The sequence below is a fragment of the uncultured Ruegeria sp. genome (assembly GCF_947500045.1).
In the GTDB taxonomy this organism is placed as follows: domain Bacteria; phylum Pseudomonadota; class Alphaproteobacteria; order Rhodobacterales; family Rhodobacteraceae; genus Ruegeria.
Window position 1 is genome coordinate 254757 of record NZ_CANMQQ010000004.1, and the last position, 11599, is coordinate 266355.

At 51.6% G+C, this 11599-nt stretch carries 12 protein-coding genes and 1 pseudogene; 6 read left to right on the plus strand and 7 right to left on the minus strand.

The annotated features are described in order from the left end of the window. Positions 1-601: 601 nt before the first annotated feature. The 3 genes and pseudogenes from Q1B46_RS09390 to Q1B46_RS09395 form a co-directional block, all read right to left on the minus strand. A complete protein-coding gene (locus Q1B46_RS09390) occupies positions 602-973 on the minus strand; it encodes a hypothetical protein (protein WP_234995214.1) in 372 nt (123 codons plus the stop codon). A 6-nt stretch (positions 974-979) separates the two neighbouring features. Then, positions 980-1225, minus strand: a pseudogene (locus Q1B46_RS22190) (GIY-YIG nuclease family protein); the annotation flags it as partial. Positions 1226-1237: 12 nt separating this feature from the next. Beyond that, entirely contained in the window at positions 1238-1858 is a 621-nt protein-coding gene (locus Q1B46_RS09395) for a thermonuclease family protein (RefSeq protein WP_299947304.1), read from the minus strand. Positions 1859-2547: 689 nt separating this feature from the next. Here Q1B46_RS09395 and Q1B46_RS09400 point away from each other — a divergent pair. From Q1B46_RS09400 to Q1B46_RS09420, 5 genes are all read left to right on the plus strand, one after another. Next, positions 2548-2979: a cytochrome c gene (locus tag Q1B46_RS09400; protein ID WP_299947307.1), complete on the plus strand. Its 432-nt coding sequence runs from the start codon at positions 2548-2550 to the stop codon at positions 2977-2979. Positions 2980-2989: 10 nt separating this feature from the next. Further along, positions 2990-3331 (plus strand): copper resistance CopC family protein, encoded by a 342-nt coding sequence (locus Q1B46_RS09405; RefSeq protein WP_299947308.1) that lies wholly within the window; start codon positions 2990-2992, stop codon positions 3329-3331. A gap of 512 nt (positions 3332-3843) precedes the next feature. Continuing rightward, the gene (locus Q1B46_RS09410; RefSeq protein ID WP_299947560.1) at positions 3844-4200 is read left to right on the plus strand and encodes a CopD family protein; all 357 of its coding nucleotides are present in this window, start codon (positions 3844-3846) and stop codon (positions 4198-4200) included. Positions 4201-4215: 15 nt separating this feature from the next. Then, the gene (locus Q1B46_RS09415; protein WP_299947310.1) at positions 4216-4650 is read left to right on the plus strand and encodes a c-type cytochrome; all 435 of its coding nucleotides are present in this window, start codon (positions 4216-4218) and stop codon (positions 4648-4650) included. A 405-nt stretch (positions 4651-5055) separates the two neighbouring features. Further along, entirely contained in the window at positions 5056-5358 is a 303-nt protein-coding gene (locus Q1B46_RS09420; protein ID WP_299947562.1) for an SH3 domain-containing protein, read from the plus strand. Between the two features lie 61 nt (positions 5359-5419). Here the strand turns inward: Q1B46_RS09420 and Q1B46_RS09425 are convergent, their stop codons facing one another. The 3 genes from Q1B46_RS09425 to Q1B46_RS09435 form a co-directional block, all read right to left on the minus strand. Then, positions 5420-7105 (minus strand): tryptophan halogenase family protein, encoded by a 1686-nt coding sequence (locus Q1B46_RS09425; RefSeq protein WP_299947311.1) that lies wholly within the window; start codon positions 7103-7105, stop codon positions 5420-5422. A 558-nt stretch (positions 7106-7663) separates the two neighbouring features. Continuing rightward, positions 7664-8770 (minus strand): alkene reductase, encoded by a 1107-nt coding sequence (locus Q1B46_RS09430; protein ID WP_299947313.1) that lies wholly within the window; start codon positions 8768-8770, stop codon positions 7664-7666. Positions 8771-8892: 122 nt separating this feature from the next. After that, positions 8893-9489, minus strand: coding sequence for a TetR/AcrR family transcriptional regulator (locus tag Q1B46_RS09435; RefSeq protein WP_299947316.1), 597 nt, complete (start codon positions 9487-9489; stop codon positions 8893-8895). Positions 9490-10057: 568 nt separating this feature from the next. On the opposite strand from Q1B46_RS09435, the gene Q1B46_RS09440 reads away from it, so the two are divergent. Next, positions 10058-10477: a hypothetical protein gene (locus tag Q1B46_RS09440; protein WP_299947318.1), complete on the plus strand. Its 420-nt coding sequence runs from the start codon at positions 10058-10060 to the stop codon at positions 10475-10477. Between the two features lie 329 nt (positions 10478-10806). On the opposite strand, the gene Q1B46_RS09445 is transcribed toward Q1B46_RS09440, so the two are convergent. After that, on the minus strand, positions 10807-11577 hold the full coding sequence (locus Q1B46_RS09445; RefSeq protein WP_299947319.1) for a lysophospholipid acyltransferase family protein: 771 nt from the start codon (positions 11575-11577) through the stop codon (positions 10807-10809). Positions 11578-11599: the final 22 nt, after the last annotated feature.

Sequence of the window (11599 nt, forward strand, 5' to 3'; positions counted from 1 at the left end):
ACGAACACATAGATTGTGAACATAGGTCACTATCATAGTTGATACACATAGTATGCCTACCGGGTGTATATACCGAGTATAATACTCCATGGTTAGTAGCTGGATAGTATACCCTAAATATATAAATAGATGTATATACATAGTAAATCTAATAATATGATGCATAGTATATGAACACTTATTGTATATACCTAGTATAGCAAATAAATATCTATACACAGCACCTTGGTGCAAATCACCTGTATAGTTAGCAGTGGTAAACCACCCAATTGATATACTTGGTATATGCAATAGATGAGCAGATAGCTTATCTATCTGTTTTAAATATCTTCCGGCCTGCCCGCATGAAAACTTGTAGGCTTAGCAAAAGCAAGACTAGGGAGCTGTATAGTGTTAACTGACTATGCCAGAAAGGACGAAGCAAAAGAGATAGGAGCCAATCGGATACTCGGGACTTCCAGAGCGTCCTGATCTCAATTCCGGCAGAAGGAGCAAGTTACCCCAATCAATCGGCCTGCCTGCCCTAGTCCCTTTCGCGTAATTCCCCAATAAGTTTGACGGAATGGTCTTCAAGGCTCGATGGCCCTCGGCGTTCTGTATGTCACTCATCCTCTTCGTCGTTGTCGTCTGCCTGATGTGTACTAAGCCGCTCTGACAGTGTTTGTCCGTCTAGCCCCCAGTATTGCCAACCGTTGACAGACTTCCACGTGTAACCCTCACGGTGCAGCAAGATCAGTGCAGCTTTACTGACACTCATCGGTTCGCCTTCGAATAGTATCTTCTTCGGTGCCACGACTGTAGCAGTGATGCTGTCGTCGCCGGAATATGTAAGCACATCACCGACTTTCACACCTGCATTGTCGAACACATAGTTACGCTTCTTTGACACCGCTTTCGATAGGGCCTCGATGCCTGTGTCGTCCTCTGCGATATCATCCTTAGGTGTGACGTCTTTGCCGCCAGTCAATTTCATGGCGGCAATCACGCGCTGTGGATCGATCTTAAAGAACTCGCGGTTTGGACGAGTACGATGGTCTGCGAAGGCCTGGTGTAGAAGTCTTTCTGCTTCAGCTTCATTCGGAACATCCACCGCATACACACAACGAAACGGTAAAGGAACGCTGGTATTGTCCAATTGCCGGAGCCGTTGAGTGAGGTCGATAGTCCTTCCGATCTTCACATAGCCGTCCAAAGCCGGATTAGTCAGCACATATACTATTGGCACCGTTGAGGCTCTCTATTTGTTTTGATTGCGCGCGACTTGCTTGGCTTCATATTGCTCCCAGACATTCATTCGTCCCTTTTGCCGAGCGTCAGCCAGCCACAACTTCTTTCTTGCATCAGGTAGTTCAAGCGCGCTGTACTTACCACCTGAGAATTTAGGCCAATCTATTGCCATCCCGAGTTTGACCATTTCCGCAGACAGGTCGCGCCCATCTTCAAGGTAGCACTTTGCCACCGTACGACCGTGGGTATCCTCAGCAGTAACCACTGCCCTCACCTTTTGCCCCTTACAAAGGGATACCAAAGCCCACTTGGCCTTCTTGCCGTACGGGTGGTTAATCTCAGGTGCATCTACGCCAAACAAGCGCACTTGTGTTTTCTGTATTTTTATCGTGTCGCCGTCCACAACATATGCTGAGCCTTCCAGTACCTTTTCTTTGGGTTCTGCTACGGCACTGCCAGCATCGAAACGCGGGGGCTGCTGAACGACTTGCGGGCGGGATGCACCCAATCTCGGCTTCAAGTCCGAAGTTGTTTGATAGGTCGGCTTAGTGTTTCTGTCGGGCTGGCGTTTGCTAAGCATAACGAACAGCACAACTACCCCTACAATGATGAGCAGTATCAATACTTCCACAGGATCGGGCCTTGTTAATTGTTTAGTTCAAAACAAATGCACAGAAGTCCGCAAACACACTGCACGTTATGGTTGATACTGGTGTGAGTGAGAGGTTTTATCCAGTGGAAAATGGCCTAAATCACGACTTGAACATCCGCCTTGGACCCAAGGCATAACTGGTCGCTACAAAATACCTCGTGTACCAACGTTGTAATGTGTCTTCCTCTGCATTAGCGTCCCGAACCATGGTCATAAGGCGATACTCCCGTGTTCTGCTAGTCAGCGTTCTGGTCATACTGACCGGGTTTGGCACCATTGCTCAGGCCCTATCAATTGGCTGCATCGGCCACCACTGTGAAGGCCAAATGCAATCGGCGACACACACTGTCGAAGCAATGAGCAGTGGCGATATCACAACCTCAACTACCCACCATGACCCGGACAGTTCAGGAACCGGGGATTGTAATCCCGCTTTCTGTCAAGCAGTTGTATTGTTGTCCCAGAACCATGAAGCCGAGCAGGATCAACTAGATATTGACCCCGAGTTCCAGAGTAGAGCCCAAGCCAAGCTGAATGAACCAGACAGCCCTTACAGGCCCCCTGACCTTTAAAGCAGCGTAAATCCTTGCGGACGTAAGCGAACGGCACGTGCGGCTGTTCGCGATGTTTCGCAGCGTTACCAGCTTCCAGAATGTCAGGACTAATCCATGAAAAAAAGATACCTACTAGTCGGCGTATGCACCGTCGCTGCCGTCGCCGCTTTCATAACTCTTCGGCCCGGTTCAATCGAAGAGGCCGCACCACAGGAACCACTTGAAGGCGATGCTATGGTCGCAATTCAGATGCCGCCCATCGAGGGTAATGCCGCAATCGGCCAGCGTGTCTTTGAGGTCTCCTGCGCCTCTTGCCACGGTGGCAATGCGGTCGGTGTAGAAGGCGCAGGACCGCCTCTGATCCACAAAATATACGAACCCAGCCACCATGCTGATGAAGCCTTTCAGAGAGCTGTTTCACAAGGTGTAAGAAGCCACCATTGGCAGTTTGGCGACATGCCGCCCGTGGAAGGTCTGACGCGAGGTGACGTTGCTATGGTGATCGCGTACATTCGTGAAGTTCAACGTGCCAACGGGATAAATTGAGGACAGCACCATGAAAAAGTTCATAACGCTCGCACTCATGGCTGCTCTTCCCAGCGGCGTACTGGCGCATTCCAAGGTCGAAGAAACAACCCCTGCCGACGGAGTTACAATATCCACTGTGCCCGCTGAAATTGGCCTCAACTTCTCTAAGAGCATTCGGCTGACACTGATAGAAATGGCCCATGAAGAACACTCGGCAATAAGCCTAGAATTGGGCGACCAGACAAGTTTTGGTCAGGAGTTCACGTTCCCACTTCCGAGCAATGGAACGGGCACCTATGTCATCGAATGGCGAGGCTTAGGTGAAGACGGCCATGCGATGCAGGGCGATTTTTCCTTTACCGTGGAATGAGCATGCCAGACATTTGGGGTATTGCCGCAGTTCTCGCAAAGCTAGGGCTCTACATCGGCTTTGCGGGCTCCACCGGGCTTATGATTGTTAGCTGCCTCTATTCCAGCTTTGTCGCACCGGTACACCGAGTGATGAAGCGCCAAGCTAGGGCCTTAGCGTGCTTTGCATTCGCCGCAACGGTAGTTGGCTTCATGCTTCGTGGAGCCGCCTTAACGGGCGGAGTTGACGGCATGGTAGACCCGGAGATGCTTGGTTTACTTTGGCAGACCCCCGTAGGCGACGTACTAGTTTTCCGGCTTGTCGGCGCTGCATTGATCCTTGTGGGATTATCTATTTCTCGATTTGGCCACTGGATCGAGCTCGTGGGTGGTACATTGGCTATGTGGTCCTTTGTGCAGATAGGGCACGTGCCGGAACTAGAGAGTGTTGGCGTCCAACTCTTGCTCCTATTGCACCTGCTATGTGTAGCCTTCTGGGTCGGCATCTTTAGCCCGCTACGGAGTATGGCTCTAATGCCTGAACACCTGACTAATGCAGCTGAACTAGGGCATAGGTTTGGGCAAGCTGCTACATTGGTTGTGCCAACTTTAATCGTAGCAGGTCTCTGGATGGCTTGGTTGCTTGTTGGCAATCTCCATGGGCTCTTGTTCACTGGCTACGGGCAAGCACTGTTGTTTAAAGTGTTTCTTGTCTCGCTGCTGTTGATCCTCGCCGCTGCGAACAAGCTCCGATTTGTTCCGGCGATGCAAAGTGGAGATGCAATGGCCGCTCAACGCCTAGCCCGATCCATCGAGGTTGAGGCAATAGTCGTATTAGCGGTTCTGGCGACAACGGCGACACTCACGAGCGTTCTAACGCTTCCGAATTGAGGTAGATAGGTAGAGATGAACAAACACCTTTGCGCGCTCGCTATATGCAGCATTGGCACTAGCGTCGCTGCAGATCATGAGTTGTTAGATAGAAACCTAGCGAATGGACAGGAACTCTACACAGAGCATTGTGCCTCATGCCATGGAGTTAATCTGGAAGGCCAACCCAACTGGCAAACACCCAATGATGACGGAGTGTTACCTGCACCACCACACGACGTGACAGGGCACACATGGCACCATGATAACCAGCTACTGTTCGAGTACACCAAACTAGGTGGTGCAAACGCATTGGCAGCACGCGGTATTGAAGACTTCAACAGTGGCATGCCGGGCTTTGAGGGCACTTTGACTAACGAAGACATATGGGACGTGCTGGCCTACATACGCTCCACTTGGCCCGACGATGTTCAGCAAATGCAGGCCAGTCGCAACCTTCCGCACCAGTAGAAGACAGTAGTCTGGTGTAGGTGTGGGTATGCAGAGTTCGACGCAGCATGTTGCACACTTCAAAGTGTGACACTAAGGTGAGACACAGTACAAACCAACACACTACAATAGTGTTTACTATCAGTATATTAGGTGTTCGACGGCGTTTCCCCTAGGCTCCACCAAATCCTCTCAGTGATCCGCTATCCATATTTGTTCCTGTTCGACAGAGGAAGCTACCTTTGGGTTCGAACCGGCCCATTTTTCAGATCTTAGAACACGAGAAAATCTCATGCCGAACCTCCAGCAAAGTTGAGAATTTTGGTTCAATGGCAGAACAAGACGTGCGCATTTTTGTTGTCAGTAGTTCCGCTTGATGAGCTGAGTCGCTACGATAGTGAATGAGGCAACAGGCAGGTTAACATGATGCGCAGTGCAATCTTCTTACCCGTAGCGGCATTTTTCTTGGGCGCCTTTGTCCAAGCTGAACCTACGGCGGCGGCTTCTCTTGGACGATACGAGGTTTTTGGCGTTGAAGATGGGGGCATGCTGAAATTGCGTGCAGGGCCTGGAACAGGTTTCAACGTGATCGTGGGTCTTCCAAATGGAACCGCTTTGCGAGTTCACAGTTGCGAGCAGACCGGCGGCACACGTTGGTGCCGCGTGTCCTTGCAACGCGCACGTGGGCTAAAGGGATATGTCTCGTGGGCATATTTGCGAAAAGTCTGACTTAATACTGGTTAGCGTCGCCGTTTTGGTCGCACCCACAAAATGACGACGCAACACCACCTCAGAACAACTGCAAATCCTTCGCACCGCTTTGAATTTCCGCAAAGTTCGGCATGTTCTGGACAACCAAAGGTGCGTTTGGCGCGCCCGGCATTGCCACTGTTGGCTGGGCCGCCACCGCCTTGCCAAAGGCCGGTTTCTCCAACTCTCCTCGGATGTCGCGTAGCAACGTTTTATGATCCGGCATTGCCTTAAGTATATGCGCAAGGTCCACTTTTGCGCCCTTCCACCACTGGAACCAGATCGGTTTCTTCAACGGCCGGATACGATCTCGGATACCAGTGCCATAGCCTGTGTCATAGACCTGCTTGCCCAGAAGGACCGTCTGGTAGACGCGGAAATTAAATAGGGTTGCGAACTCGATATCGTGTTCCATCGGCAGGCGGTGTTGCCACAGCTCCAAGTTCTCGGCCAGCCGATCCGGTATCTTCATTTCGGTGCGCGCATCGATCCAGTATTGATCATCCGTTCGGTTGCCCAATCGGTAGTGCAGGCAGATGAAATCCAACACCTCATCATAGAGCTTGTTCATCTGCTGGTTATATCTGTTGCGCAGTGAAGGCTCGATATCTCGTGTGGGAAGATGCTCGGCGAACCAGCGTATCGCATGATCTATCATATGGATCGCGGTGCTTTCCAATGGCTCAATAAACCCGCCTGAGAGCCCAATCGCCACACAGTTCTTGACCCACGCATTGCGCACGCGCCCGATGCGCATCGGAATGACGCGCGGCGTTAATCCCTTGCCGCTATCACCCAACCATTCAAGGTATTCGTCTGCAGCCTGATCATCGGTGCGATGCGCGGACGAATACACATAGCCCGTTCCCACCCGGTTATAGAGCGGCACCCGCCATGTCCAACCTGCGCCAAGAGCGGTTGACCGTGTGACGCTTTCAATCTTCTCTGGATCAGGATGTTCGATCTGCAACGCCATGGCGCGATCGTTTGGCAGATATTCCGAATAGTCCATAAATGGCTCACCAAGAGCCTTGTTGATGATCAAACCCCGGAACCCTGTGCAATCTATGACCATCTCAATGTCATGACGGCCTTTGCGTTCCAGCATCAGATGGCTGACATTGCCCTGTTCATCCAACTCAACCGATTGCACCTCATCCTGGATATGCTCAACACCGCGCTTGGCGCAAACCTTGGTTAGCATACCCGCGAACTTCACTGCATCCAGATGATAAGCATAGCCAAATCGTTGTTCAAATTCAGGCTGACCCAATTGCCGCGCGCCCTTACACAGGCGGGCTAGATCGTCATGCGGCGAGATGGATTGCGTAAAATCCCGATCCCCGTTGCCGAATCGCAGGAAATACTCGGCGGCCTCCAACCCCTCCAACATCTGGCCGTGGGCAAATGGATTTACATAATCGATGCGATTGCCCTTGGCGTCCTTGTTCCAATTGCAGAACTTCACACCTAGTTTGAATGAGGCGTTGGTCTCGCGGAAGAAATCCCGCTCTGAAATACCGGCCTGGCGGAGCGTAACAGGCATGCGTGGCACAGTGGCTTCGCCCACACCCACAGTCGAGATATTGGGGCTTTCGATCAGACATATACGCGGTCGATCCTTTGGCGCCGACGTGCGCGAAAACACCATATCCAGGATTAAAGCGGTCATCCATCCTGCTGTACCACCACCTACGATGGTGATTTTACGCAAACGATTATTCATGTTTCTCTGTCCCTGTTGGCTCGGGGGAATGTACCGCTGTTTCCTCTTTTTTTGAGGATTATCTACCAGCGTTCCCTATTGGCTTAAGAGAAACATAACAGCTTTCCAGCGTTCAGCTAGAATTTATGACGCAACGAAGCTACATGCACGTCTGCATATCGATCACACAACCGCAAAACATTGTAGGGGCGCTCATAACGCTGCATCCTCGCCATTGATATTACTCACAAAAATTGAAGACTTTCGCCCATAATATTGCGCGCCTTTTGCGCATAAGTTTGCACGATTTGCCCATAACATTGCGCTGTTCGAGAAACGCGTTCAATTAATGGTAGTCACCGCACATCTTCTTCAACTAAAACCGGGCGCCTCTCAATCAAGAGTGCATTCTGATTGGAAATATTCAACCCTGATCATAGGGAAGCAGTTCACTCGCAGGCTTGTGTTAGAACCCGGCTTCAAGAAAGGGTATTGCTGTGCCCGCGAAGTGAGCGCGTCCAAATCGGCGCGCTCACTCTATTTGGTATTGCCTGTCACTACGGAGGCTAGAGCGATGTATTACTCTGCGGCAACCGCTTCCTCTGCTAGTGCCGGGTAATCGGTGTACCCTTTTTCATTGCCGCCGTAGAGGGTAGTTGGATCGAGCTCATTCAGAGCGGCGCCTTTCTCCAACCGGTTGACAAGATCAGGGTTGGAAATAAACGGCCGGCCAAAGGCCACCAGATCGACGGCTCCGGTTTCAACCGCTTCAACCGCCATTTCCCGGTCATATGCGTTGTTGCCCATTTTCGCACCGTCAAACAATTCATAGAGCGCCTTCAGATCGCCACCTTCCGGAATATCGCGCGGGCCGCCGGTCTGTCCCTCCACGAGATGGAGATAGGCCAGCCCATAGCCATTCAGCAATTTGACCGCATGGGTGAATGTCGCCTGCGGGTCGCTGTCGGAGATGTTGTTGGCGTCCGAGAATGGGCTGAGGCGGACACCAACGCGGTCGGCGCCCCAGACATCGGCAACCACGTCCATGACCTCTTTCAGGAACCGTGCTCTATTCTCGACAGGACCGCCGTATTCGTCTTCACGCTTGTTGGATTCGTCCCGCAGGAACTGATCGATAAGGTATCCGTTGGCTGCGTGGACCTCGACACCGTCGAAACCGGCTTTCTTGGCGTTTTCCGCAGCCCTCCGGTAGTCGGCGACAATGCCAGCAATTTCTTCGATGCCCAGAGCCCGCGGCTCAGATGTTTCAACAAACTGCTCACCATCAAAGGTCTTGGCCTTAGCGCCAATTGCGGATGGTGCAACAGGGGCGCCACCATCCTGCTGCAAGCTGTAGTGCGAAATCCGGCCCACGTGCCAAAGCTGGATTACAATCTTCCCGTCCTTGGCATGGACGGCCTCAGTCACTTTTTTCCAGCCGTCAACCTGTGCTTGTGAATAAATGCCCGGGGTCCAGGCATAGCCTTTGCCTTGAGGCGAGATTTGCGAAGCTTCCGTGATGATCAGACCAGCACCCGCCCGCTGTGCGTAGTATTTGGCCTGCAATTCATGGACGCTGTCATCCTCGGCTCTTGCCCGGTTGCGGGTCAGTGGCGCCATGACAATGCGGTTTTTCAGCTCGATTGCACCAGCTTTGATGCCGGAGAACAGTTTTTCATCAGCCATTGCTGCTTCCTTCTTTCGTTTACTTCGTTCAGATATTTTTGGACTATTTGGTCCAAATTTAAGGTCGCGGTCTCTTGTTGGAACTTTTGTTACGTTTCATGCCCTTATTTTTAGGGGAGGACTTAAGGCGAAATCACCAACCGGACTTGTTTCAGGGTTTGCGATATCTGCTCATCGGGAACGCCTGCCTTGCGTAGAGCCAGCGTGCCGATTGCAAGAGAGGCATAGGCGCGTGCCTTGTCGAGGGCCTGACCCGGATCTGAAGGCTCAAGCGCTCCCGCAATAATCTCGTCAATACTCTCCAAATGCTGTCGCCCGAGAGCCGCCACTTCATCATCATGCGGGGCAAGTTCCGTAAGGCAATTGATCAGCATGCAACCGTCACGACCGCCTTGCGGGTTCGCCAAAGCTTCCATTATCGCACCAACGGGGTCATTTCCGCCCGCATCTGCAACGTCACGCAGATTTTTCAAACCTCGCCTTGAATAGTGCCTGAGGGCTTTGTGAAATAAAGTCTGCTTGTTGACGAACGTTCCATAGAAGCTGGACCGGCTCAATCCCATGGCCTTGGTCAGATCATCCACAGATGCCGTCTCGTAGCCCTTGTGCCAAAAAACGCACAAGGCTTTTTCCAAAGCCTCAGCCTCGTCAAAGGCACGAGGTCTACCCGGACCTGCGGGTGATTTGATGTCGCCATTTGGGAGAGTTTTTTTGCTCATGCGCATGATTTGGAATGATTGGTCCAGAAATTCAAGGCGGCGGTGAGAAATTTTTGGAATGGTCAGTCCGTATTGTGATCAGAGAAAGGAATTTAGGTCGGTAGAAATACAAAACCTCCCCGTCGCGCATGGTGTCACGCCAATCTTAGGATCGAACCATTTGTCTATTTGCGGGAGTGTCAGAAGAAGAGGATCGTGATCGTAGAAAGGAGAGGCCACCTTCGGCACTAGTTTCCAACAATGGACAGAGTGACTGGCGGCTTTGTCCAATGCGTTGATGTTGATCACTCACAAACCAGAGATTGGTTCGGTAGATCCATGGCCAATGCCCTCAACTTGTGAGGATTACTACCCCAATGTGTAACAAAGCCACGAATTCAGAACTGGTTTTAGGAGCATCAGAACGGCGGGCCATCGTAAGCAAACCAACAATAATTTCAGCGCGCTAGATAAAAAAGCCAGATTAGCTGAAGTTTAATTTGCCCAATGTGAACTTCTTAACTTTGGCTAGAATATTTTTTTGGCAGTATCGTTTCATGAGTTGTTAGTGAGTTCAGTGAGTAAGTAGATGTATTTGCACAAATTCGAGGGACATTGTTGCGCGGTCAATGACATCCGGATGGATGATTTTGCGCGTGAGTATCCGTTGCTGGACGATGCCGGTGTACACGCACAATGGCAGAAGGGCTCCTGGCAGATCACGCGGATAGCCGACATCTGGACACGAACTGGGAAGGTACTTTCTTTGCCTTACAATGGGGCCAACGCCTATCCATCTTTCCAGTTTGCTGAGGATGGAACCCCGCTTCCTTTGATGGAAAAAGTGTTGAAAGCCCTGCCACGTGAAATGACCCCGTGGCAATGCGCGTTCTGGTTAACCTCACCCAAATTGGAACTCGGAGGAGAAAGCCCAGCAAATCGCATTCCAACCGGCGATGACTGCATAGTCGATATCGCAGTCGAAGCTGGTGGTCTGATAGCAGTTTAGTGTTAGCTTTTGGTCACTCATACGTCGTACAGCATCTGGCAAAATCGTGTCTCTCCTGCTTTTTCTACCTCCGGCAGGAATAGCGAGATCAGGGCACTCAAATGTCCATTTTCTTCTGAGGGTTCAGTCGCAATACCAAGCAGTCCAACCATAGATATGATTGGCTAAAAGCATACTGAAATACGGGTCATATCTAGGTCTTCGCATATCGATACCCGTTGGAGAAAACCCCACCGACAAGTACAGCTGCTCCGCAAATATGTTATCTGCCGCTACGCGTAGCCGAAACTCAACAAACTCGGTTTCTGCATATTTCTGTCAAACAGACTTCACCGTTCAAACACAGCCATCATCTGCCTGCGCAATCGCGCCAGATCCTCATCCACACTAGCGGCAGGATCGCACGCGAATGTTGGCAATGCCTCCACACGGATCGTCCCGCTGCGCGGTAAATGTTTGCCGCGTGGAAGTAGACTATCGCTGTCGTGGATGACAATAGGGGTGATCGTACGGCCGGTTTCTCGGGCGACTAAGACAGCACCCGCTTTAAAGTCCCCTAGCGATTCTGTTTTGGCTCGGGTGCCTTCTGGGAATAGCACGATGGAACAGCGGGCAGGCATTTCCCTGACAGCCTTTATCAGCGTATCCATGGCCGTTGAACCGGAGTCCCGGTTGATAGGGACGAGGCCCGCTCCATCAAAACCAGTGCGCAGGAGTTTGCTGTTCCAGAACTCTGCCTTCGCCGCGAAAGTGAACCATTTGGTGTCGGGCACCACATGCATAAGACAGAAGCCATCAAGATGGCTACGGTGGTTGACCACGATGATGCTGTTGTTGTCGGCGGCGAGGGCATTCTTTTCCTCAGGACGCATCTCGACGCGGATGCTGAGGAGCCACAGCAGGCGTGAACATGACCGTTTCACAAGGCGCCAATACCAACCCCGAAACCCTCTGCGCCGAACGCAAAGAAGAGGGGCAAAGGCCACGAAGAGGAAATAAAACAGGCCGATAAGAACCAGTATAGCGCGCTTGATAAGGCGTATCGGCAAAGGGTCGATGGCGCGAGTGGCGCGGTCTTGTCCGTCAGGTGAAAGGGGCATGACGTCCTCTAATAGGGCCTGT

What these genes read in the sequence shown, in the direction of transcription:
- Q1B46_RS09390 (WP_234995214.1), bottom strand. Translation starts at nt 973, where the DNA reads ATGAAATTGACTGGCGGCAAAGACGTCACACCTAAGGATGATATCGCA.
- Q1B46_RS09400 (WP_299947307.1), top strand. Translation starts at nt 2,548, where the DNA reads ATGAAAAAAAGATACCTACTAGTCGGCGTATGCACCGTCGCTGCCGTC.
- Q1B46_RS09405 (WP_299947308.1), top strand. Translation starts at nt 2,990, where the DNA reads ATGAAAAAGTTCATAACGCTCGCACTCATGGCTGCTCTTCCCAGCGGC.
- Q1B46_RS09410 (WP_299947560.1), top strand. Translation starts at nt 3,844, where the DNA reads ATGCCTGAACACCTGACTAATGCAGCTGAACTAGGGCATAGGTTTGGG.
- Q1B46_RS09415 (WP_299947310.1), top strand. Translation starts at nt 4,216, where the DNA reads ATGAACAAACACCTTTGCGCGCTCGCTATATGCAGCATTGGCACTAGC.
- Q1B46_RS09420 (WP_299947562.1), top strand. Translation starts at nt 5,056, where the DNA reads ATGCGCAGTGCAATCTTCTTACCCGTAGCGGCATTTTTCTTGGGCGCC.
- Q1B46_RS09425 (WP_299947311.1), bottom strand. Translation starts at nt 7,105, where the DNA reads ATGAATAATCGTTTGCGTAAAATCACCATCGTAGGTGGTGGTACAGCA.
- Q1B46_RS09430 (WP_299947313.1), bottom strand. Translation starts at nt 8,770, where the DNA reads ATGGCTGATGAAAAACTGTTCTCCGGCATCAAAGCTGGTGCAATCGAG.
- Q1B46_RS09435 (WP_299947316.1), bottom strand. Translation starts at nt 9,489, where the DNA reads ATGAGCAAAAAAACTCTCCCAAATGGCGACATCAAATCACCCGCAGGT.
- Q1B46_RS09440 (WP_299947318.1), top strand. Translation starts at nt 10,058, where the DNA reads ATGTATTTGCACAAATTCGAGGGACATTGTTGCGCGGTCAATGACATC.
- Q1B46_RS09445 (WP_299947319.1), bottom strand. Translation starts at nt 11,577, where the DNA reads ATGCCCCTTTCACCTGACGGACAAGACCGCGCCACTCGCGCCATCGAC.